Origin of the sequence: Pseudoalteromonas sp. MT33b (assembly GCF_014117385.1) — a bacterium.
In the GTDB taxonomy this organism is placed as follows: Bacteria; Pseudomonadota; Gammaproteobacteria; order Enterobacterales; family Alteromonadaceae; genus Pseudoalteromonas; species Pseudoalteromonas lipolytica.
Window position 1 is genome coordinate 2,218,177 of sequence record NZ_CP059831.1, and the last position, 23,900, is coordinate 2,242,076.

Sequence of the window (23,900 nt, forward strand, 5' to 3'; positions counted from 1 at the left end):
CTGGGCATTATGGGTAACGCCCAGCTTTTGCTTGCGTTACAGATTAAGGTTGTAATGCCTTACGGCTAAAGTAAATACCACCGCATTCAGTACAAGGGGTAATTTGAGTAGCATGGTAAACATCGTAACTATGTTGGCAATTTTTACATACTAATGTGCCCATGGCTATCCATTCTCCCTGATGATAGACACCATTGTGCTTAAAATCTTGATTTAGGGCCTGCCATTCTAACTGGGTTTTGTCTTCGATGTGCGATAACTCGTACCAAAGCGACTCTTTTAGTTCAAGCCACGCTAAGGAGTCATAATGTTTATCGTTTTCTTTGATGTGATCAATATCGCGTTTAAGGTAGTCGCGATACAGCTCAAGTTTTTCTTTTCCTAGATCTTTAAGTGCCTGCTCAGATTCAACAAACTTCTCCATTGCCTCCTTCAACTCGTGGTCTTTTACATCTTTAAGCCATGCACTTAAATCGCTGAGCCATGTTTTATAATCTGCCATCGTTTACTCCTTCAAAAGTGATGAAAAATCAGTACTTACTATAGTTGAGTATAGGTTAACCTGCCCTGAAAGTGATAATTTCGGAAAAGCCCTTATTTGCCGCTGTGATTAGCCTGTATTTTGGGTTATCCTTAGCGACAATTTTTTATCAATTTGCAAGAAGTCTGGAATCGTAGATGCAAGAGCAATATAACCCGCAAGACATAGAGTCAAAAGTACAAGCCTACTGGGATGAAAACCAAGTATTTAAAGTCACTGAAGATGAGAGCAAAGAAAAGTATTACTGCTTATCAATGTTCCCATACCCAAGCGGCCGACTGCATATGGGTCACGTTCGTAACTACACTATTGGTGACGTAGTATCACGTTTCCAACGCTTGCAAGGTAAAAACGTAATGCAACCTATGGGTTGGGATGCGTTTGGTCTTCCAGCTGAAAATGCCGCAATTAAAAATAATACGGCACCGGCTAAATGGACATACGAAAACATTGACTACATGCGTAACCAATTAAAGCAATTAGGCTTTGGTTATGACTGGGATCGCGAAATCGCGACGTGCCACCCAGAGTACTACAAATGGGAACAATGGTTCTTCACTAAGCTGTATGAAAAAGGCTTAGTATACAAAAAGATGTCAACAGTAAACTGGGATCCAGTTGACCAAACAGTGCTTGCCAACGAGCAAGTAATCGATGGTCGTGGCTGGCGTTCAGGTGCGATTGTTGAGCAAAAAGAAATTCCACAATGGTTCATCAAAATCACTGATTATGCTCAAGAGCTTTTAGATGATTTAGATAAACTTGATCACTGGCCTGAGCAAGTTAAAACCATGCAACGCAATTGGATTGGTCGTTCTGAAGGCTTAGAAATTGAATTCAAACGTGCCGACAACGATGACACATTCCGTGTTTACACAACACGCCCAGATACCTTTATGGGTGTGACTTACGTTGCTGTAGCAGCCGGTCACCCAATTGCACAAGAAGCGGCTAAAAATAGCGATGCTGTTGCGATGTTTGTTGATGAGTGTAAAAACACCAAAGTTGCTGAAGCCGACATGGCAACCATGGACAAAAAAGGCATTGCAACTGGCTTTTACGCAATCCATCCATTAACAGGCAAGCAAGTCCCTATTTGGGTCGCTAACTTTGTACTGATGGACTATGGTTCAGGTGCGGTAATGGCGGTGCCTGCGCATGACCAACGTGACTACGAGTTTGCAAGTACTTACGGCCTAGAAATTACGCAAGTTATTGCACCTGCAGCTGGCAGCGAAGATACGGTTGACCTTGCAAATCAAGCTTTCACAGAAAAAGGCGTGTTAGTAAACTCAGGTGAGTTTGATGGTCTAGAGTTTGATGCAGCATTTAATGCGGTAGCAGACAAGTTAGAAGCACTGGGCGTTGGTGAGCGTAAAGTAAACTTCCGTTTACGTGATTGGGGCGTGAGCCGTCAGCGTTATTGGGGTTCTCCAATCCCTATGTTAAGCGACGAAAATGGCCAAGAGATTGCCGCTACTGAAGACATGTTACCAGTACGCTTACCTGAAGATGTGGTGATGAATGGTGTTACATCGCCAATCAAAGCGGATCCTGAATGGGCTAAAACAACCGTAAATGGCGTACCTGCATTTCACGAAACTGATACATTCGATACCTTTATGGAATCATCGTGGTACTACGCACGTTACTGTAGCCCTCGTTTTGACGAGGGAATGATTGAGCCTGGCGCTGCAAACTACTGGTTACCTGTAAACCAATACATCGGTGGTATTGAGCATGCGATTTTACACTTACTTTACTCTCGCTTTTTCCACAAACTATTACGTGATTTTGGCTTAGTTAACTCTGACGAGCCATTCGAGCGTTTGCTGTGCCAAGGCATGGTATTAGCAGAAACGTTCTATCGTAAAGATGAGAAAGGCGGTGATGTGTGGATATCACCAACCGACGTACAAACTGAAACTGACGAAAAAGGTCGTGTGACAAAAGCATGGCATAAAGTAGATGGTGAGCCGGTATTCTCTGCAGGCATGAGTAAAATGTCGAAATCGAAAAACAACGGTATCGACCCACAACAAGTTATTGCCGAATACGGTGCCGATACGGTGCGTTTATTCATGATGTTCACAGCACCTCCAGAGCAAACTCTTGAATGGTCTGATTCAGGTGTAGAAGGCGCAATGCGTTTCTTAAAACGTGTTTGGAAATACGCAGTCGATGTTGAAACCGTAGGTTATCAAGCACTTGATAAAGCTGCTTTAAGCAACGATCAAAAAGTACTTCGTCGTGAGCTTCATAAAGCCATTGCAAAAGTGACCGATGATGTTGAGCGCCGTCAAACGTTCAACACAGCAATTGCTGCCATTATGGAACTTTCAAACAAGTTATTAAAAGCGCCACTTGCTGATAAACAAGATGTCGCGATAGCAAACGAAGCGCTTGAAGCATTGCTTATCATGCTTGCACCTATTACGCCGCACATGTGTCATCAACTATGGCAAGACCTTGGCAAAGAAGGTGACATCTTAGATGCTTCTTGGCCAACCGTGGATGAGTCGGCACTTGTTGAAGATGAAAAGCTAATCATCGTACAAGTTAACGGCAAGCTTCGTGCTAAGTTAACAGTGCCAGCAGATGCCACTAAAGAGCAAGTTGAAGCCCTCGCCTTCGCCGAAGATAATGTGACTAAATTCACAGACGGCGTGACAATCCGTAAAGTAATTTACGTACCAGGCAAGCTTCTGAATGTGGTTGCTAACTAAGATGGCAGCGCTTCATGCACTGAAAAACAGACTAGCTTTAGTGCTAGTCTGTTTACTGGTAACAAGCTGTGGCTTTCATTTAAAGAAAGCCTCTAACTTACCGGATGACTTAAAGGTGATCTCGCTGGTTGGAGATGACGAAAAATCAACCCTGTTCGAGTTAGTCGAAAAAGAGCTAATAGCCAGTAAAGTGGAATTTGACCACGGCGACAGTTCAACGCCTGAACTCACTATTCACAAAGACCGCTTAGAACGCCAAATATTGTCGTTATTTGATAACGGTCAGGTCGCAGAATATGAGCTTGCTTATAGTGTCAGTTACACCCTTAAACGCCCGGGCCAAGAAGCAGTTAACCAACGTTTTGAGCTGTATCGTAACTATCAAGACGATCCTGATAACGCACTTGCAAAAGCCAAAGAACTTGAGCTGCTGCTGAGTGAAATCAGAAAGCAAGCAAGCCGCCGTATTGTTAGAGAGTTATCGCAACTGTAATGCGTTGTTATGCGAATCAACTCACCAGCCAACTAAAAAAAGGCCTCGCCCCTTTCTACATGGTGTTTGGTGAGGAGCCCTACCAAATAGCGGAATGCGTATCACAGATACGTCAAGCAGCTAAACAGCACGGTTTTGACGAAGTCATCAAATTCACATTGATGCAGGGCTTTGATTGGCAAGAGATTATTGCTCAATATCAAAGTATGTCACTGTTCAGCGCACGCACCCTGATTGAATTTGATTTAAACGAGCAAAAACCGGGCACCACGGGCAGTCAAATATTTAAACAGCTTACTGAGCTGGTCAATGATGACACTATTTTAGTGTTAAAAGGCGCCAAAGCCAGCCAAGATATCCAGCGTAGTGCTTGGTTTAAAGCACTCGATAAACAAGGCATCTTTGTGCCTTGTTATCCGCTAACAGGTAATCACCTAACCCGCTGGTTAGATGAGCAATGTTATCGTTTAAATTTAAACCTGCATAACAATGCTAAGCAAAGCCTCATAGAAGCAACTGAAGGCAACCTGCTTGCGTGTCATCAAGAGCTTGAAAAGCTCTCACTGCTTTATGGCAGTGACCTAGTTGACCAACAAGCCGTGATGCAAGGGCTGCTCAATCAATCAAAGTTTGATATTTTCGATTTGAGCGATGCATTACTCAAAGGTCACGCTGAGCAAGCAGTCAAAGTCATGACCAAACTCGCTGCGGATAATACCGAAGCCATGAGTATTTTTTGGGCTATTAATAAAGAAGCCAGCAACCTACTTGCTATGCAGCATGCCAGACTAACGGGCGCCAATATGACTGACTTATACAAGCAGTTTAATATTTGGAAGAATCAACAAGCGACAATCCAACACGCGCTGAATCGTTTAAACAGCAAAGTACTTGAGCAAATAATTAAACAACTCGCTCAATTTGATGCCGCTTACAAACAAGGTAACTTAATTACCCCTTATCAAGCGTTGACTCATATTTGTTTAGTGTTTTGTCAGCCGTTATCAATCCCCTTACCTTGTCATCCACATTCTGACTGAGAGTCGTAACTGATGATTGCTATTTTCGGTGGCACGTTTGATCCCATTCACTTAGGTCATTTAAATATGGCTGAACAGTGTGTTAAACAGTGCCAATTGAATACCCTCTATTTTATGCCTTGCGCTATCCCCGCTCATAAAGCAAAACCGGGGATAAGCGACGAGCATCGGATTAATATGCTCAAGCTTGCGATAGCGTCTAACCCGCAATTTGCCATCGACTACAGAGAGCTTAACCGCAGCGGTGCATCGTATTCATTACTGAGCTTAAAAGAGCTTCGCAGCGAACACCCGAGCGCCCCTATTCTGTTTTTAATCGGCATGGATTCGTTTAATAACTTAGATAAATGGTATCAATGGCAAGAAATAGTCACACTGTGCCATATTGTGGTGTATCAGCGCCCTGGCCAAATATGCCATGTTGAGGGTGAACTGGCCGCTTACAAAGCCGATGCGTTGACTGACAAACTCGCGCAACTAAAACAATCACCTGCTGGCAAGTTATTCTTTTTAAATGGCTTACAAGTTGATGCTGCATCGAGTCAGATTCGAAAACAATTATATTTAAATGAACAGGCCGCGGAACTTTTACCCGCTAGCGTCAGTCAATACATTGCGCAGCATCATCTTTACCAAACAGATGAATAAATACTATCTGCGTGATAAAATAACACATTACGATTATTTACTTTTGAGAAAACACTTTGGATTCTAAACAACTACTCGCATTTGCCCTTGATAAAGTCGACGATATGAAAGCCCGTGACGTGGTACAACTTGATGTTCGTGGAAAATCTGACATTACTGACTACATGGTGGTGTGTTCAGGTAATTCTAAACGCCACGTTCAGTCTATTGCTGATCATGTCGCAAAAGAAGCACGCCATGCTGGTGAAGAGCCACTCGGCTACGAAGGCCAAAATGAAGGTGAATGGGTACTGGTAGACCTGGGTGATGTGGTTGTGCATGTAATGCAAGACCAAACTCGCGACTTCTATGATCTAGAAAAACTTTGGGGTTAACCCTTAGCAAGGACATAGGTAAAGCATTTTGAAGATACAATTGATTGCCGTTGGCACGAAAATGCCAGCATGGGTAGAAACAGGGTTTACAGAATATCAACGCCGGTTTCCGCGTGATATGCCGTTAGAACTCATTGAAATCCCAGCAGGAAAGCGTGGTAAAAATGCGGATATCAAACGTATTTTACAACTTGAAGGTGAAAAGACATTGGCGGCTATCCCCAAAGGAAACCGCATTGTTACACTTGAAGTAACCGGTAAGCCGATGGATACGCATCAGCTCGCTAAAAGTATGGAAAAATGGCAGCTTGATGGCCGAGATGTCAGCCTACTGATTGGCGGTCCTGAAGGGCTTGCACCTGAGTGTATCGCAGCCTCAGAGCAAAAATGGTCTTTATCGAACCTAACGCTACCGCATCCGTTGGTGCGTATTATTGTTGCTGAAAGCCTTTATCGTGGCTGGAGCTTAAATAACAACCACCCTTATCATCGCGAGTAGTAAAGCCTATGCGAAAACACAGACCCACCATTCGAGACCACTCGGCTGAAGCAAATTTATTTGCCCGTCGAGCATTTGTGGGTTTTGTGTTTGTTACCCTGCTTATTGGTGTCTTGTTATCAAATTTATATAACATTCAGGTTATTGATCACCAAGACTATCAAACACGTTCAAACGACAACCGCATAAAAGTAATACCAATTGCGCCTAATAGAGGCCTGATTTACGACAGAAATGGGGTGTTACTTGCCGAGAACAAGCCCGTTTACAACCTTGAAGTCATTCCTGAAGAAGTTGATGATCTTGACAAAGCATTGGCTGCTGTTGAGCAACTAATTACGATAAGCGAACAACAAAAAGCCGACTTTTTAGACGATATAAAACATAATCGCCGCTTTAAAAGCCAAGTGCTTAAAGCACGGTTAAACGAAACCGAAGTAGCCACGTTTTCAGTAAACCAACATAAATTTCCAGGGTTCAGTATTGAAGCGCGTTTAGCCCGCTATTACCCGTATGGCGATACACTCACTCATGCCTTAGGTTATGTTGCCAAGCTAAACAAAAAAGAACTCACTAAACTTGAAGCCGAAGACCAAGCAACGAATTACCGCGCCACTCATGACATTGGTAAGCTTGGTATCGAAAAATACTATGAAGAGTTACTACACGGTGTTGTTGGCTCACAACGCGTTGAAGTAAACAACCGTGGTCGCGTTATCCGTACTCTCAGTCTGACTCCGCCAGAGCCGGGCCACGACTTAGTGTTAACCTTGGACATTGGCTTGCAACAAATAGCCCAGCATGCCTTAAAAGACATGCGTGGCGCAGTGGTCGTGCTTGATGCAAAAGACGGGGGCGTGCTGGCAATGTATTCAAACCCAAGTTATGACCCAAACTTATTTGTGCATGGCATTAGCAGTAAAAACTACAAAGAATTATTAAATCCAGACCGCCCACTTATTAACCGTACTACGCAGGGTCGCTATGCTCCAGCATCGACGGTTAAGCCCCATATGGCCATTTTAGCCCTCGAAGAAGGTTTGGTAACAGAACAAACACAGATGTGGGATCCGGGCTTTTTCCAAATTCCGAATGTTGAACACAAATGGCGTGACTGGAGACGTTGGGGCCATGGTCATGTCGATGTTTACAAAGCGATTGAAGAGTCATGTGATACCTACTTTTACGATGTTGCCTACCGACTAGGCATCACTAAAATCAGTGACTTTATGACTCAATTTGGCTTTGGCGAGCTCTCTGGTATTGATATTCATGAAGAAACAACGGCAATTATGCCATCTAAAGAATGGAAAGAAGCCCGTTTCAGAGAATCATGGTGGCGAGGCGATACAATCTCGGTGGGTATCGGACAAGGTTATTGGACCGCGACCCCGATGCAAATAGCCAATGCAACTAACATTTTGGTTAATAAAGGCATTGATCATCCACCTCACCTTGTGCAAGTAGCCAAAAAAGAAAACGAAGTAACGCAAATCAATAATGATGAAAAGCCCCCTGTACAACTTAAAAACCCACATCATTGGCAAATAGCCCTCGATGCAATGCACAACACAGTGCATAAAGTAACCGGTACAGCACACAAAGCGTTTAAAGGTGCAACCTATGACCCAGCCGGTAAAACCGGAACGGCGCAGGTAGTCAGTATTGCTCAAGGCGAGCGATATGATGCAGAATCACTCAAAGAACGCCAACGAGATAACGCAATATATGTTGGCTTTGCCCCTTATAATGACCCACAAATTGTGGTGTCGGTGGTCGTCGAAAATACCGGTGGGGGAAGTACTGTTGGTGCGCCAATTGCGCGCCAATTAATGGATTACTACTTTTCTGCTAACCCTATAAAACTTGCTCAAAGTGATGCGCCATGATCCCATTAAATAAAAAACGTTCGATTTGGCAGCGCCTTCATCTTGATGTACCTTTACTGATTGCGCTCATGCTCATGATGGTCGCAAGCCTTGCTATTGTATACAGTGCCAGTGGTCAAGATTCTGCGATGATGATCCGCCATGCTACACGTATGTTTGGTGCTGTACTGGGCATGTTTATTCTGGCGCAGTTTTCACCGAATACCTTAAAAAGCATGGTCATTCCTCTGTATTGCTTGGGCTTATTAATGCTCGTTGGCGTGTTGTTCTTTGGTGTCAGTTCCAAAGGCGCGCAACGTTGGCTTAATTTAGGTATCACGCGTTTCCAGCCTTCCGAATTAATGAAAATAGCCGTGCCAATGATGGTTGCCTGGTACATTGGCCGTAATCACCTGCCCCCACGCGCGATTCATTTAATCATTGGTTTTGTAATTGTGATGGTGCCGACCATTTTAATTAAAGAACAACCAGACCTAGGAACGTCAATCTTAATTGCCAGTTCAGGTATATTTGTGTTGTTTTTATCAGGCTTAAGCTGGCGCTTAATTGGCTTTTTTTCAGCCGTTGTTGCACTCGCTGCATGGCCATTTTGGCATTACGGAATGCATGACTATCAACGTCAGCGAGTACTCACCTTTTTAGACCCTGAAAGTGACCCTTTAGGCTCGGGTTATCACATTATTCAATCAAAAATAGCCATTGGTTCCGGGGGAATTGAAGGTAAAGGCTGGTTGCAAGGGACCCAATCGCAACTTGAGTTTTTACCCGAACGCCATACTGACTTTATCTTTTCGGTACTCAGTGAAGAATTTGGTCTATTTGGTGTTTGCTTACTGCTGTGCATGTATTTATTTATTATTGGTCGTGGCTTGTACATTGCCGTAAATGCACAAGACGCATTTGGTAAACTACTCGCTGGGGCCTTAACCCTGACTTTCTTTGTCTATGTGTTTGTGAATATAGGAATGGTTTCTGGCCTATTACCTGTCGTTGGTGTCCCCTTACCCTTAATTAGTTACGGGGGGACTTCTATGGTGACCCTGATGGCTGGATTTGGCATTATTATGTCTATCGCCACCGATAAAAGGATGCTGTTAAAATAATGACCCACTTAATAAATGCCCTTTTAATCGCGCTTATCTGTGTTGTCCTCAGCGCATGTAGCTCACCGTCGTCACAACAAGGGCGCTATGCAATGCAGCATGATGCAGCGCCACTGCGAACACCGACAGAACTTGAAATGCAAGATGCTGTGGTCACTGCTGTTATCAAAAGCGCCAGTGCAAGCCGCCCCTACGAGGTGAGAGGAAAGCGCTACACGCCCATGCTAGATGAAACGGGCTACTCAGAAGAAGGCATCGCTTCTTGGTATGGTCGAAAATTTCACAACTACCACACTTCGAACGGCGAAATATACGATATGTTTGCCATGACTGCAGCTCACAAAACACTGCCGCTGCCAAGTTTTGCTCGCGTAACGAATTTAGATAACGGCAAATCAGTGATTGTGCGTGTTAATGATCGCGGCCCTTTTCATGACGATAGACTGATCGATTTATCTTATTCTGCAGCATATAAGCTTGGCTACTATCGTCAAGGTACAGCCCGTGTTAAGGTTGAAGCCATTACACTTGCAAATTCTGCCCCTCGTTTAAGTTACATACAGGTTGCAGCGGGAAGTACTCTTTCTAATGTCGAAGCGCTCGCGTTTCAACTTCGCCAGCAATACCATGTGCCAACAAACATTGTTGAAAAAGACGGGATCTATCGTCTGCGTCTAGGGCCAATTAAAGATGCTGCAGAAGCACAATCCGTTTTAGATAAATTAAAACAAAACCAATTTCAGAACGCGTTCTTGCTTTACAGTGAGTAAGACCTTTAGAATAGGTTAACGCGACATGTTTAACTTCAACCATTAATGAGTACGATGAAATCTATAAAATATAAAATCTTAAGTGGCGTTTGTGGCCTTGTTTGCACTGCTAGCGTATTTTCTGCAACAGCCCAAATCATCCCCGCCCCACCTCAAGTTAATGCTAAAGGTTACTTTTTGGTTGATTTCACCACAGGAAAAGTAATTGCCGAAGGCGAAGCTGATACAAAACTAGCACCAGCAAGTCTGACCAAAATGATGACCAGTTATGTCATTGGTACAGAAATTAAAGCAGGTAATATCTCACCGACCGATATGGTAACAGTGAGCGAAAAAGCATGGGCAAAGAACTTTCCAGAGTCATCAAAAATGTTTATCGAAGTGGGTAAACAAATCAGTGTTGATGATCTTAACCACGGTATCATAATCCAATCAGGAAATGATGCGTGCGTAGCAATGGCAGAGCACATTGCAGGCAGCGAAAGTGCATTTGCTGATTTAATGAATGCCCATGCTGAAAAACTAGGCATGAGCAACAGTCACTTTGTTAATAGCCATGGTTTAGATACCAACGAGCACTTTACCACGCCACGTGATATGGCAACATTAGGCGCTGCACTTATCCGTGACGTACCTGATGAATATGAAGTTTATGCAAAAAAATCATTTACTTATAACGGCATTAAACAATACAACCGTAACTCATTGTTATGGGATGAGAGCTTAAACGTAGACGGAATTAAAACAGGCCATACCTCAGAAGCGGGTTATAGCTTAGTTACCTCAGCAACCAAAGATGATATGCGTTTAATTGCAGTTGTAATGGGAACTGAAAGCGAGCGTGCACGTAAGGTAGAAAGTAAAAAACTACTTAACTACGGTTTCCGTTTCTTCGAAACAATCACACCCTATAAAGCAGGTGACAGTTTTGCAGAGCAACGTATTTGGATGGGTAATAAAGAAAACGTATCGTTAGGTATTTTAGAAGATACACCCATTACTATCCCACGCGGTCAACGTAAAAACTTAAAAGCGAACTTTGAGCTTGATAAAACCTTAGAAGCCCCACTGGCGAAAGGCACTAAAGTAGGCACACTTTTCTTACAGCTTGAAGGTGAAGAAATTGCGCAATATCCACTTGTTACCTTAGAAGAAGTGGAAGAAGGTAGCTTCTTTAGCAAAATTTACGATTACTTACGTTTACAAATAATGTAAACCCGTAAAAAAGATTATAAACGCCTTGCACTGCAAGGCGTTTTTTTTTGCCTGAAAAATGATAGAATGCGCCCCATATCAGTCGCGCTGGGTCGAGTGCGTCGTAATCCAGTTTGCTTAACGCCAAGAAATGGCAAAGAAAACGTCTATTAAGCAGACCATTGTTTGAGGAGTCACCGTCGTGGTTCAACCTGTAAAAGATACTAAGTTTGACGAGTATTTAGATTTCCCTTGCCCATTCACATTTAAAATCATGGGCTTAGCTAATGTAAATCTGACAGATCAGATCCTAGAAAAGCTGCAACCCATTGCACCGGGCGATTACGCACCTAAGATCAAACCAAGCAGTAAAGGGAATTATGAGTCAGTCACACTTGTTGCTACGGTAACAAGCAAAGAGCACATCGAAGAAATCTATAACGTGATCAGCAACATCGATGACGTACGTCATATGCTATAGACTGATTACGGAGTAAGTCGTGAGCGAGAGAGAATTAATCGTTCGCCAATTAGGGCGACAGCGTTACATGCCAATTTGGCAAAAAATGCAATCATTTACCGATACCCGCGATGAGCACACAGCTGATGAAATTTGGCTTGTGGAACACGAACCTGTTTTTACACAGGGTCAGGCAGGTAAGGCAGAGCACCTTTTAAACACCGGTGATATTGAAGTGATTCAAGTAGACCGAGGTGGTCAAGTGACCTATCACGGACCGGGTCAACAAATGATGTACGTGCTGTTTAACCTTCGCCGTTTAAATATTGGCGTTCGTGAACTCGTCACTTGGTTGGAAGAGTGTATTATCGATACACTTAAAGATTATGATATTGAAGCCTATGCAAAGGCGGATGCACCTGGCGTTTATGTTAACGACAGTAAAGTTGCATCGTTAGGCTTACGCGTTCGTCGCGGCTGCTCTTTCCATGGTTTAGCACTGAATGTAAATATGGACCTAAGCCCATTTTTACGTATCAATCCATGCGGTTATGCTGGTATGAACATGGTGCAGACAACCGATCTCAATGGCCCACAGAACCTAGAGCAAGCAGGTTCAGGGCTTATTAAACACATGATTAAAAAGCTTAATGCTACTGTGGTTAAGCACACTGAAGGGTTTGAAAACGAATGAATAAACCAGTCAAAATGGAACCAGGCGTAAAACTGCGTGATGCTGAGAAAATGGCGCTGATCCCAGTGAAAGTTTTACCAACAGAAAAAAACGAAATGTTACGTAAGCCAGAATGGCTTAAAATTCGTTTACCAAAATCAACAGAGCGTATTGATGGTATTAAAAGTGCCATGCGTAAACACGGCTTACACTCTGTGTGTGAAGAAGCATCGTGCCCTAACCTATCAGAATGCTTTAATCACGGTACAGCAACCTTTATGATTCTTGGTGCAATTTGTACGCGTCGCTGCCCGTTTTGTGATGTTGCGCATGGGCGTCCATTAAAGCCTGATGCAGCAGAACCAGAAAAACTAGCTCTAACGATTAAAGATATGAAGTTAAGCTATGTTGTTATTACGTCTGTTGACCGTGATGACCTACGTGATGGCGGTGCACAACACTTTGCTGACTGTATTCGTGAAATTCGTAAGCATAACCCAAATATCACCATTGAAATTCTAGTACCTGATTTTCGTGGCCGTATGGACAGAGCGCTTGATATCTTAATTGAAACGCCGCCAGATGTGTTCAACCACAACTTAGAAACGGCACCACGATTATACAAACTAGCGCGTCCGGGGGCTGATTATAAATGGTCATTAGAGCTACTTCGTCGCTTTAAAGAAGCGCACCCAGAAGTGAAAACAAAGTCTGGCCTAATGGTCGGTCTAGGCGAAGAAATCAGTGAGATTGAAGAAGTATTACGTGATTTACGTGAACATAACGTAGATATGCTCACGGTAGGTCAATACTTACAGCCTTCAAAGCACCACTTACCGGTTAAACGCTACGTGCCACCAGCCGAGTTTGATGGCTTAAAAGCTTATGCTGACGAAATTGGCTTCACACATGCTGCATGTGGCCCGTTTGTTCGCTCAAGCTACCATGCTGATCAACAGGCAGCAGGTAAAGAAGTTAAATAACACTTCTTATACCATTCCGCTTAATTAAGTGGTCTATTTTGAGGCAATAAAACCGCGTTGATAACAAGGCAAAAATTTAGTTATTTAGTTGTTCTAAATCAGAAATTTTTAACGCAGGTAGCGACTGGTTTGATCATTCAAAATGATTAAGTATTTTTGCGGATTGGTATTATTAAACATTTAAAAGCCGCGCTATAAAATTTTATAGCGCGGCTTTTTTGTAGCTTAAAATATTTTGCTCTTCTCTTAACATTGCCTGCTGTTCATGAGCACGTAACAAAGCAAGCTCCTCAGCTGGTAAAGGCGTGACTGCAGGCACACACTCAAATTCCATCAAAGGCATAATGTGTCGAAAAACATAATGAACACGTTCAATATGAAACTCAGAGCTGACTAATAGTACTTTTTTAATCTCTGCACGGTCTATAATAGGCTGTGCAAGTGTCGCATCTTCAAAGGTAAAACGGCTTGGGGCATGCGCCAAAAAGCGAGATACTGGAATACCTTGTTTAACTAAATACCGCTTGGTTAATTCGCCATGCGGATACGCACTTTTATTAAAGCTGCCAAAGCCACCTGTACACAATAGACTTACATGTTGATGATCGCGAAAAACGGCGTAGGCTTTATCACAGCGTGCTTTTGCAATAACAGATAATCTGCCGTCAGGTTCATTTGGAGCGCCTAATAGTACAATTGCCGTTTTCATCTGAAATACTATCGTTGATAACGCGCTAAAAACATTTTCACGGTTTCGCTAATCACTTTCTCTTCTGTGTCGCCATTTTGGCGCTCAAATCCATACAAAAGAGGATAAAAGATCAGCGATTTTAATTGATACACAAACTGTTTAGCCGCAAATTCAGCATCGTCAATATGTAACACATGCGCGTCACTGGCCGCCTCTAAAAAAGCCACTAAATCTTGCATGCAACCCATACTGTTGTTGGCGAGCGACTTAGCTAAATCGGGCTGTTGGAGCATTTGCATAAAAGCCACTTTCGCTATTTTTAGAAACTCTTCCGAGGTAAGCAAAGCCACCTCTTGCACAGCAATTTGTGTTAACTGCTCTGCAATCGGGTGTTGCTTATTAAAAATAACGGCTTTTTCTTGACGCACTTTTTCAAACATAAACACCAGAATAGCCTGAAACAGCACACCTTTATTTTCAAAATGATTATAAACAGTGCGTTTAGAAGCGCCCGCTAAGCTTGCAACCTGATCCATACTCGTCTGTTCAAAACCTTGTTGAAAAAACAACGTTTCAGCTGCATTCAAAATATCGAGTCGTTTTCTTTGTGATAATTTCATGTACTTCCCCCATGACATCAATAGTGTAACGCAAAAATAAAAAATGCACTAGATAGTTTACTTTTAAAGCAAACAATGAAAAACTACACCACTCAGTTTACTTATGGTAACGATATGAAATTTCTAAGATGGCTCGTAATCGCCACAGTATGCCTCATGGTCGGCGTGTTAATTATGAATAATCAAATTGCCGCTGAAGGCGTAAGTGATGACAGTCACTCAGCTCAATTAGTAGATGGCACCTTCTATAATAATGCAAAGGTTGAGCAGCCTGGTTTTAGAAAAACGCTGGGAATCTTCATACGTTTCATGACAGAAAAGAAAATTGATGCAGAACCCAAACACGAACTGCCCATGTATGCTTTATCAACACAGCAGCTTGCGTCTTTATCGAATGACAGCGTCCATTTTGTGAAACTGGGCCACTCATCAATTTTAGCTAAAGTGTATGGTGAATTTTGGCTGTTTGATCCTGTATTTTCCGAGCGAGCTTCGCCATTTTCGTTTATGGGACCAAAGCGTTTTCAACCTACGCCAATACGCATTAAACAGTTACCTCACATTGCGAAGGTTTTTATCTCGCACAACCATTATGATCATTTAGATAAAGCAGCTATCAAGCAACTGGCCGACAAAACCGACTCTTTTTATGTTCCGCTCGGTGTAGAAAATGATCTCATAAAATGGGGGGTAAAAAAGCAAAAAGTGCTTAGCTTTGATTGGTGGCAAGACCATACGACTACAAACAGCCAAATCGTTTTTACACCCACACAGCACTTTTCAGGCAGAGGCTTAACGGATAGAAACAAAACACTGTGGGGCTCATGGGCTATAAAAGTAAAAGACAAACGCTTTTATTTTAGTGGTGACTCTGGTTATTTCGCGGGCTTTAAAGAAATTGGCAAACGCTATGGGCCATTTGATATTACCTTTATTGAAACTGGGGCTTACGACCAAGAGTGGTCGAATATTCACATGACACCAGAGCAATCTGTTCAAGCGCATTTAGATTTACACGGAAATATTATGGTCCCAGTGCATAATGGCACATTCGATTTAGCATTTCACGCCTGGTATGAACCACTCAACCGCGTGACTAAAAAGGCTGTACAAGAGCATGTCTCGCTAAGCACCCCACTAGTTGGCGAGGTATTCAGTATTCACGATCCTGCGATAAACAAAACCTGGTGGTAAATTTTTCATGGCTGAAAATTGAATTATTATCTACTCATCCTGAATAATCAGTTGTTTGTAGCGTCTTTCTGGACAGCCCTCTTCTCGTCCCATATAGTGAAACTCTGTACAATCAACCAGAAAAACTATGACAACTTACCTTAAATACGCAAGTTTAGCGCTTGCCGTGGGTTTATTCGGTTGCTCTGAGCAACCAACCCCAAGCGCTGATGAAGCAAGCACTGATAAACTAAGCACATCCACGCTTGAAACCGTCAACATTGACAAAGTACGCTCACACATTAAAACGCTTGCCTCTGATGAGTTTTTAGGCCGTGGTCCACTCACAGAAGGCGAAACTCTGACCATTAACTACTTAGCTGACGAATACAAAAAGCTAGGCTTAACGGGCAGTTTTAATGGCAATTTTTTACAGCCAGTGACAATGGCAAAACTCACGCCTGATCAGAATATGACGCTAAAGGTTGGCGAGTTAAGCTTTAATGCTGGCAGTGATTTTACCGCACGCACGCAACAAATTAATCCAGAGATCAACATTGCTAGCTCTGACGTGGTGTTTGTTGGCTATGGTATTAATGCCCCAGAGTATAACTGGGATGACTTTGCTGACATTGATGTAAAAGACAAAACAGTTATTGTACTTGTCAATGACCCAGGATTTGCGACTCAAGACGACACGCTATTTACAGGCAATGCCATGACCTATTATGGTCGTTGGACTTACAAATACGAAGAAGGTGCACGCCAAGGTGCAAAAGCCGTGTTTATCGTGCACGAAACAGCACCAGCCGCTTACCCTTGGGGAGTTGTTGAAAGCTCGAACACAGGCAGTAAATACACACTTATCGACCAAGACAATAATGCATCAGACATTCCTGTCATGGGATGGATTGATGAGCAGGCCGCAAATGAAATTTTTGCTCAAGCAGGCTTTGATTATCAAACCGAAAAAGCCAACGCATTAAAAGCTGATTTTAAACCGCTTGATTTAAAAGCGAAAGCGGAGCTGACATTGAAAAGTGATATCTCCCAAGCACAATCGCATAATGTTGTAGCAACACTTAAAGGCAGTGAAACACCTGATGAATACATCGTTATTGGCGCTCACTGGGATCATTTTGGTACGAAGCAAACCGAAGAGGGGCTGAAGATTTATAATGGTGCTGTCGATAATGCTTCAGGCACCGCAGCCACTATTGAAATTGCCCGCATTTTGAGTGAAATGCATAAGAAAAAGCCATTCAAACGCTCAATAATCTTCGCAAATTTCACCGCAGAAGAAACGGGGCTAATTGGTTCAGAGCAATTCGCTACCGGCGAAATTGCCCCCACCAAACAAATGGTGGCACTGCTTAATATCGATGGTATGAACGTACTTGATGGCGTTGACTACATTTTACAATACGGCAAAGGCATGTCTGAAATGGAAGACTACCTAGCTGAGGCAGCACAGTCACAAGGACGTCACGTAAAGATGGATCCAAGACCACAGAATGGCTTGTTCTTCCGCTCAGATCATTTTTCATTGGCTAAACAAGGCGTGCCAAGCTTGTTATTTATGAGCTTAGGCGATACAGACCCCGACTATATTGCTCATAAATACCATAAAGAAGCTGACGACTATTCGCCGCAATGGTCAATGGGCGGTGTGAAACAAGACATTGAACTGATTGTTGATATTGCAGCCAAGCTTGCAAATAACGGTGATTGGCCAAAATGGAAAGCCGAGTCTGATTTCAAGGCTCGTCGTTTACAAGATAGGTAATACCCTATATTAAATACAAAAAAACCGAGCGACTTGCTTAATGCCAGTCAGTTAAGAGCTGACTGGCATTTTCTTTTGTAAGGATACTTATTTGGTTTCCTTCTTATCACCCTTGGATAATGCCTGTCTGGTAGCCTATCGGGTAAGATAAACAACCTAAGTGTTGTCAGTAACTCATCATAATGAACAGGTAACTTACTTGCACTATGTATTGGCGTAAACATGAAGAAAGCGATTACCTGCCGCATAGATTGGCTAAAGCTTAATTGAGTAGGCAAGATATCTTCTTCTTTAGTTGCATCAAGCATGATTATGCGTATTAAGTTGTAAGCGAGTAGTAATCCCCATAACTCTTGGCGTACCATGTCTGGCTTCTTACTACGTAATGTATGTTTGCTGTGATTCAATCCCTGCTTTATTTCTCTAAACGCCAGCTCAATTTCCCAGCGTTGTGTATAAACCTCTATTAATTCGTCATACGGAAATCGTAAAGGGTCAATAAGAGAACTCAGAACACGATAGCTTTTTCCATCAGCTTTATAAGTGGTTAATCTTGCCGTTATGGTATCTGGTAATGACTCAAACTTCTTTCTCGCCTGAAGGCTTGTAGACAAGGTAACAATCTTATCATTGTCACTGATACTGTGTTCAACTTGATACTGTAAATCCTTCCTTGCTGGCAACATCCAGTGAGAGTTTTTTCCTTGGCTTTGCCATTGATAAAGTAGCCCTAATGAGTAATAACCACGGTCAAACAAGGTCAGAGAGTTATCCGGTACGGCTGGTAATAGACGTTGAGCTAAGCTCATTTCGCCTACACAACGGGCATCAAAACTACTGTCTAACAATAAGTGGCTAGATACTTCCATTAAGCTACACATTCGAATTTGTGGATAGCTGACTTCTCCATGCTGATTACTGTCACTGCCAAACTTTTCTCGGTTTTCTTGATTATCATGAGTTCGGAAGCTAACGCCATCCACTGCAAGTAAATTAAGTCCACACCACTGCTCAAAAGGCTGGGTGGCAAACACTTTATGTGAAAGTAATTGAAATGTTTGTTGGACTGCTTCGTAACCCAACCTTTGGCGACCTTGCACGAGCGCACTCGGCGCTACTAATTTGTTTTTTCCAGGCAAGGATATGTCGAGTCTGTTAGCAATATCCCACACAGTTTCGTTTCGGAATAAACTCATACCAATTACAGACCACATAATAGCTTCTAGCGGTAACCGCCTTTTACGAACAGTGGCAACTCCCGCATGTTCAAATGCTTGTTCAAGAATATCAGGGTCAAGAACCTGCTTAAGTTTGTCGAGTGTATGTACATCATCTAAAAAGGAGGACATATCATCGAAGTGTTGAATTAGAGACATAAAAAAATCCGATACTATTTCTAATATCGGATTGTGAAGCTATGAAAAGATCAGTCAAGTGATCATAAAAATATGCTTAACTGATCTGCATTAAGCGACTTGCTCGGTTTTATTACTTTGATACTTTATGACTTAATTTTAGCTTTTAAAGATAGCGCCTCTTCTTGCACTTCTTCTGGGCCATTGGCAATCACATCTTCAATTGCCTCTAACGCAGAATCAAAATCATCTATTTCGATATACGCTCGCGCTAAATCAAGCTTGGCAGAGTAACCCCCACTTTCAGCATCAACATCTGTAGGGTTATCACCTGCAAGCAAGTCATTAAAATCGCTAAGACCCACATCCATATCAACATCGTCATATGGTTCAAAATCAAGCGCTTCATCATCACTCTGTTCAAGCAATGAATCTATATCAACAAACTCATCGTCTGTTTGCTTAGAGGCTTGTTCATCTGAGGGTTCAATATCAGTTGAAAAGTCACTTTCGTCTGCGGCTTCAACTTGCAGGTCTTCATTTAACAGTGCATTGAAATCAACGTCGAACTCACTGGCATCCGTTATGTCTGTTTCATCCGGTTCGGCTAGCTCATTAAGCAATGCATCAAAATCTGTTTGCGTCAGATCTGCCATAAAATCATCATCGATTTCATCATCTGAAAGCTCACCGATACCGTCACTATCCGCAAGCGTAGATTCAATATCAGCCAGTGTTTGCGCATTATCTGCAACACTTTCTAGTTCAGCCTCTTCTAACTCAAACTCTTGTAAATCATCAAGCTCTGGTAGCGGGTCATCTACTGTTACTTTATTTTCAAGTTCAGCAGAGTCACTTTCAGGCTCAAATGCATCAGCTTCAGTGAATTCATTATCGAGCAAAAGATCATCATCAAAGTCATCTTCAAGCTGGTCAAGTTCATTGCCACCTGCGAGTGAGTTAGCTAGATCTTGCTCTGCTTGGCTCGGCTTTATCGTATCTTCGTTTTTGAGCTCTGTGTCATTATCATCTAACTCAAAACCTGCTTCATCTAACTCAAGTTCTGGGTATTCCTCCAGTTCTTGGCTTGGTGTCACCGTATCTTGCGTTAAAGGTTCGTCTTCAATGTCTAAATCAAATTCATCGGTTAACTCGTCCTCGGCAAGCGGGTCGTCACCTAAATCAATTTCAACCTCTTCAAAGTCCTGCTCAGGTTCATCAATAGACCAATCTGGTGGGGCAACATAGTCTTCGTCTTCACCGATTTCGTTGAGCAGTTCATCAACACTTTTTAATGCCGGATCATCATATTCATCTAAGCGGTCATCTTCGTCTAACAGCTCATCACTGTCTTCATTAAATTCCTGATGCAGAGCTTCATCAATGTCTACTTCTTCTGTGCTATCAACTAATTCAGATGCCACTGATTCCACATTCATATCATCAATAGCTTGATCAGCATCAGCAAGATCAGCTAATGAGTCTTGTAGATTTTCGTTATGCTGCGCGTTGCTGTCTTCTTCGTTCGATAGGTCAGAGATTTGCGCTTCTGTCTCTTGCTTAAGCTCATTTGCTTCTTGAATGAGTTCATCAATATCATCGAGATCATCGTCTTCAGTAATCAGCGAATCATCTAACTCATCTTCATCATCAAGTGTATCGACGCCTGTCTCTTCATCGGCTTCATCTTGATCGGTTTCGACTTCATCAAGTAAGGAATCAATGTCGTCAATATCAAGCGCGTCATCAAGCTCATTTTCATCAACCTGTTCATCGAACTCAGGTTCTTCATCGACTAATGGCTCTTCACTCTGTGCGTCTTCAATTGCAGCTTCATCCGTTGCAACCTCATCAAGTAGTGAGTCAATGTCGTCAACATCAAGTGCATCGTCTAGCACGTCTTCGTCAACAGACTCGTTTTCATCAACCAACGCATCTTCATCAACTAGATCGTCAACTTGAGGTTGGTCGTCAGCTTGAGGCTGGTCATCCTCTTCTGGCTCTTCACTGAGTGTTTGTTCAGTCGTAGCTTCATCAGTTGAGGCTTCATCCAATGCAACGTCATCAAGGAGTGAGTCAATGTCATCAACATCTAGCGCATCGTCTAGTTCATCTTCGTCAACTAGCGCGTTTTCATCAACCAACGCATCTTCATCAACTAGCTCGTCAGTTTGAGGCTGGTCATCAACTTCAGGCTCTTCACTGAGTGCTTGTTCAGTCATGACTTCATCTGTTGCAGCTTCATCCATTGCAACGTCATCAAGGAGTGAGTCAATGTCGTCAACAGCGAGTGCATCGTCTAGTTCATCTTCGTCAACTAGCTCGTTTTCATCGACCTGTTCGTCAGTTTGAGGTTGGTCATCCTCTTCAGGCTCTTCACTGAGAGTTTGTTCTGTTGCGGCTTCATCCATTGCAACGTCATCAAGGAGTGAGTCAATGTCATCAACATCGAGTGCATCGTCTAGTTCATCTTCGTCAACTAGCTCGTTTTCATCGACCTGTTCGTCAGTTTGAGGCTGGTCATCAACTTCAGGCTCTTCACTGAGAGTTTGTTCTGTTGCGGCTTCATCCATTGCAACGTCATCAAGGAGTGAGTCAATGTCGTCAACATCGAGTGCATCGTCTAGTTCATCTTCGTCAACTAGCGCGTTTTCATCAACTAGCTCGTCAACTTGAGGCTGGTCATCCTCTTCAGGCTCTTCACTGAGAGTTTGTTCTGTTGCGGCTTCATCCATTGCAACGTCATCAAGTAATGAGTCAATGTCGTCAACATCGAGTGCATCGTCTAGTTCATCTTCATCAACTAGCTCTTCAACTTCAGGCTCTTCACTGAGTGCTTGTTCGGTTGCAGCTTCATCCATTGCAACGTCATCAAGTAGTGAGTCAATGTCATCAACATCTAGCGCATCATCATCACTCGCTTCATCTAATAAAGCATCAATATCGTCAGCATCGACCGATTCATCTTCCACTGTGTTCGATGAGTGTGCTGGCTGTTCATCCGTTTGCACGTCATCAATTAAGCTATCGATATCAAAGTCATCTTCATCGATTAATTCAGCATCAATAGTTTCTGCTGGGGTCTCGTCCGCTTCATCGAGTAAGTCGTCAATGTCATCTAAATTAACATCTTCATTTTGCTCTGAGCTGGTAGTATTGTTTTGCTCGTCAATTAGGCTGTCAATATCAAAATCGTCTTCGGCAAGCTCTTCACTTAATGCCGCCATATCATCGTTTTTGTTGCTGTCTTGCGAATCATCGGTGTTGTCGCTAGCGAATAGATCATCAATATCATCCGCACTTAAAATATCTCCTGAAGAGTCGACTTGTGATTGTTCACCTTCTAAATCAATTTCATCGCCTAAGCTGTCGTCATCAGATTGATCAAAATCTTGCTGTAAAAATGCGTCTAAATCATCATCTTCACTGCCTTCTGACTCATCATTAAACACAATATCGTCACTTAAAAGCCCTTCGAGTTCATCTTGATTTAAAACACTGTCATCGTCGTCAAAACTATCATCAATACTGTCATCAAAGATAATGTCATCATCTGGCAGCATATCTTGGTCTAAGTCATCATCTAAGCGAACACTCAGATCATCGTTATCTTCAACGGGGTCAGGAATAAGCGGATCATTATCGACTAGAGGGTCTAACTCATCATTTTCAGTGTAAGTTGGGCTTTGTGGTAGAAACTCATCGTCATCGCTGGCTTCTGGCTCGTTGTTATTTCTTTTTTTCAAAAACAACACAACAGCCGCAATAATAAGTAACGCAGGAATGAACATTAGAGCACCGAGAACAAATGGGTTGCTTAAAATTGACGACACGTTAAGCCCACTGTCCTCTTCAATCTTTTTTGCTTTTTGCTGCTCTATAATCTCATTCTGTTTGGCAATTAACTCTTTAAGTTGCTTTTGAATTTCACTGTCTTGTCCGAGTTGGTCACGAACCGTTTCTAGCTCTTTCGAAATACCTGTTAGCTGTTGTTTTAACTTATTATTTTCGGCAAGAATTTCTTCAACATTATCGACCGATGTTTTAAATTGCTTTTGCAATTCAACAAGCTGCGTGCCTTGCTCAGTTTTGATTGTGTTTATTTCTTGTTTAAGCTCTTGCTTTGCTTCGTCTAAATCGACTTTACGAGCTTGCGTCACTTTTTTTTGCGATTCGTTTATTTCGGCGACTGTTAATGTGCCGTTTTTCTTTTTCTCCCACAGCTCATCGTCTTGCTCAGATCGGGCTTTCGCTAGGGTCGGGTTAACAGCACGCATTTCTGCAATAGTCGGAATTTTAAGATACGCGCCATCACGCATGTGATTCAGGTTTTGATCTAAAAACGATGACGGGTTTTTGTCGTACAATGCTTGCATAACCTGATAAATGCTTACAGAGTTATCAGGTCGAATTTTAGCGGCAATACGCCACAGAGTATCAGTCGGTTTTATCGGACCAATTGATCGCCCCTGCGCACCATAATCGACGCCTTTAGGGCCTTTAAGAGTGGAGCCTTCATCAGAGTAAGTCGGTGTTACCACCAAGGCAGACGCTAATATGAAGAGTGTTGCTAAACCGCGCATGCTGATCCTTTATGTTTTAAATGTTAACGCAGCAACGTTGGTTGCTTAAACATCAAGTAATTCTTGCAGAATTGATTCTTAATTATGCTTTCTTGCAAGCTCTATTCCAGCTGCAAACTATAAACCAGTTGGTGAGCAATATCTATTGCAACACTTTGATAGTAAATAGCTTAAATATTAGCGGCTGAGAGACTTTTTTATTGTTATGTTAAGTTTATACGCTTTTACAGCGTATGCGGCAATAATTTGGCACTGAAAACATAAAAAAAGCGGCAATTAGCCGCTCTCTTTACTGAATG

The 23,900-nt window shown here is 42.6% G+C and carries 20 protein-coding genes; 15 read left to right on the top strand and 5 right to left on the bottom strand.

The window, feature by feature from the left end; translation table 11 throughout:
* Positions 1 to 43 precede the first annotated feature (43 nt).
* A complete protein-coding gene (locus H3302_RS10180; RefSeq protein ID WP_074989684.1) occupies positions 44 to 502 on the bottom strand; it encodes a zinc ribbon-containing protein in 459 nt (152 codons plus the stop codon).
* A gap of 176 nt (positions 503 to 678) precedes the next feature.
* On the opposite strand from H3302_RS10180, the gene leuS reads away from it, so the two are divergent.
* From leuS to lipA, 13 genes are all read left to right on the top strand, one after another.
* A complete protein-coding gene (gene leuS / locus H3302_RS10185) occupies positions 679 to 3,267 on the top strand; it encodes a leucine--tRNA ligase (RefSeq protein WP_075593703.1) in 2,589 nt (862 codons plus the stop codon).
* Position 3,268: 1 nt separating this feature from the next.
* Positions 3,269 to 3,760 carry an LPS assembly lipoprotein LptE gene (gene lptE, locus H3302_RS10190; RefSeq protein ID WP_065978078.1) on the top strand — a complete coding sequence of 164 codons (492 nt, stop codon included), beginning with the start codon at positions 3,269 to 3,271 and terminating at the stop codon, positions 3,758 to 3,760.
* Positions 3,760 to 4,800, top strand: coding sequence for a DNA polymerase III subunit delta (gene holA / locus H3302_RS10195; protein WP_182395100.1), 1,041 nt, complete (start codon positions 3,760 to 3,762; stop codon positions 4,798 to 4,800). Before lptE ends, holA begins: the two co-directional genes overlap by 1 nt.
* A gap of 12 nt (positions 4,801 to 4,812) precedes the next feature.
* On the top strand, positions 4,813 to 5,448 hold the full coding sequence (gene nadD / locus H3302_RS10200; RefSeq protein WP_182395102.1) for a nicotinate-nucleotide adenylyltransferase: 636 nt from the start codon (positions 4,813 to 4,815) through the stop codon (positions 5,446 to 5,448).
* Positions 5,449 to 5,504: 56 nt separating this feature from the next.
* Positions 5,505 to 5,822, top strand: coding sequence for a ribosome silencing factor (rsfS, locus tag H3302_RS10205; RefSeq protein WP_036967352.1), 318 nt, complete (start codon positions 5,505 to 5,507; stop codon positions 5,820 to 5,822).
* Between the two features lie 28 nt (positions 5,823 to 5,850).
* Entirely contained in the window at positions 5,851 to 6,321 is a 471-nt protein-coding gene (gene rlmH / locus H3302_RS10210; protein ID WP_036967350.1) for a 23S rRNA (pseudouridine(1915)-N(3))-methyltransferase RlmH, read from the top strand.
* A gap of 8 nt (positions 6,322 to 6,329) precedes the next feature.
* A complete protein-coding gene (mrdA, locus tag H3302_RS10215; protein ID WP_036967349.1) occupies positions 6,330 to 8,210 on the top strand; it encodes a penicillin-binding protein 2 in 1,881 nt (626 codons plus the stop codon).
* Complete coding sequence (rodA, locus tag H3302_RS10220) at positions 8,207 to 9,313, top strand: rod shape-determining protein RodA (protein ID WP_036967346.1); 1,107 nt, start codon at positions 8,207 to 8,209, stop codon at positions 9,311 to 9,313. Before mrdA ends, rodA begins: the two co-directional genes overlap by 4 nt.
* Positions 9,313 to 10,083 carry a septal ring lytic transglycosylase RlpA family protein gene (locus H3302_RS10225; protein WP_036967342.1) on the top strand — a complete coding sequence of 257 codons (771 nt, stop codon included), beginning with the start codon at positions 9,313 to 9,315 and terminating at the stop codon, positions 10,081 to 10,083. The genes rodA and H3302_RS10225 overlap by 1 nt, the downstream gene beginning before the upstream one ends.
* 54 nt (positions 10,084 to 10,137) lie before the next feature.
* Positions 10,138 to 11,298, top strand: coding sequence for a serine hydrolase (locus tag H3302_RS10230; RefSeq protein ID WP_036967339.1), 1,161 nt, complete (start codon positions 10,138 to 10,140; stop codon positions 11,296 to 11,298).
* 181 nt (positions 11,299 to 11,479) lie between these two features.
* The gene (gene ybeD, locus H3302_RS10235; RefSeq protein ID WP_036967336.1) at positions 11,480 to 11,758 is read left to right on the top strand and encodes a DUF493 family protein YbeD; all 279 of its coding nucleotides are present in this window, start codon (positions 11,480 to 11,482) and stop codon (positions 11,756 to 11,758) included.
* 19 nt (positions 11,759 to 11,777) lie between these two features.
* Positions 11,778 to 12,431 carry a lipoyl(octanoyl) transferase LipB gene (gene lipB / locus H3302_RS10240; RefSeq protein ID WP_036967333.1) on the top strand — a complete coding sequence of 218 codons (654 nt, stop codon included), beginning with the start codon at positions 11,778 to 11,780 and terminating at the stop codon, positions 12,429 to 12,431.
* Positions 12,428 to 13,393: a lipoyl synthase gene (gene lipA / locus H3302_RS10245; protein WP_036967331.1), complete on the top strand. Its 966-nt coding sequence runs from the start codon at positions 12,428 to 12,430 to the stop codon at positions 13,391 to 13,393. The genes lipB and lipA overlap by 4 nt, the downstream gene beginning before the upstream one ends.
* Before the next feature lie 202 nt (positions 13,394 to 13,595).
* On the opposite strand, the gene H3302_RS10250 is transcribed toward lipA, so the two are convergent.
* Positions 13,596 to 14,102, bottom strand: a complete 507-nt coding sequence (locus tag H3302_RS10250; RefSeq protein WP_182395104.1) for a YdcF family protein — start codon at positions 14,100 to 14,102, stop codon at positions 13,596 to 13,598.
* A gap of 8 nt (positions 14,103 to 14,110) precedes the next feature.
* Complete coding sequence (locus H3302_RS10255) at positions 14,111 to 14,704, bottom strand: TetR/AcrR family transcriptional regulator (protein WP_036967326.1); 594 nt, start codon at positions 14,702 to 14,704, stop codon at positions 14,111 to 14,113.
* Between the two features lie 114 nt (positions 14,705 to 14,818).
* On the opposite strand from H3302_RS10255, the gene H3302_RS10260 reads away from it, so the two are divergent.
* Together H3302_RS10260 and H3302_RS10265 are read left to right on the top strand one after the other, a co-directional pair.
* Positions 14,819 to 15,898, top strand: coding sequence for an MBL fold metallo-hydrolase (locus tag H3302_RS10260; protein WP_182395106.1), 1,080 nt, complete (start codon positions 14,819 to 14,821; stop codon positions 15,896 to 15,898).
* 127 nt (positions 15,899 to 16,025) lie between these two features.
* Positions 16,026 to 17,663, top strand: a complete 1,638-nt coding sequence (locus H3302_RS10265) for a M28 family metallopeptidase (protein ID WP_182395109.1) — start codon at positions 16,026 to 16,028, stop codon at positions 17,661 to 17,663.
* Positions 17,664 to 17,710: 47 nt separating this feature from the next.
* Here the strand turns inward: H3302_RS10265 and H3302_RS10270 are convergent, their stop codons facing one another.
* The gene (locus H3302_RS10270) at positions 17,711 to 19,039 is read right to left on the bottom strand and encodes an IS4 family transposase (protein WP_036973019.1); all 1,329 of its coding nucleotides are present in this window, start codon (positions 19,037 to 19,039) and stop codon (positions 17,711 to 17,713) included.
* Positions 19,040 to 19,164: 125 nt separating this feature from the next.
* The gene (locus H3302_RS10275; RefSeq protein WP_182395111.1) at positions 19,165 to 23,601 is read right to left on the bottom strand and encodes a FimV/HubP family polar landmark protein; all 4,437 of its coding nucleotides are present in this window, start codon (positions 23,599 to 23,601) and stop codon (positions 19,165 to 19,167) included.
* Positions 23,602 to 23,900: the final 299 nt, after the last annotated feature.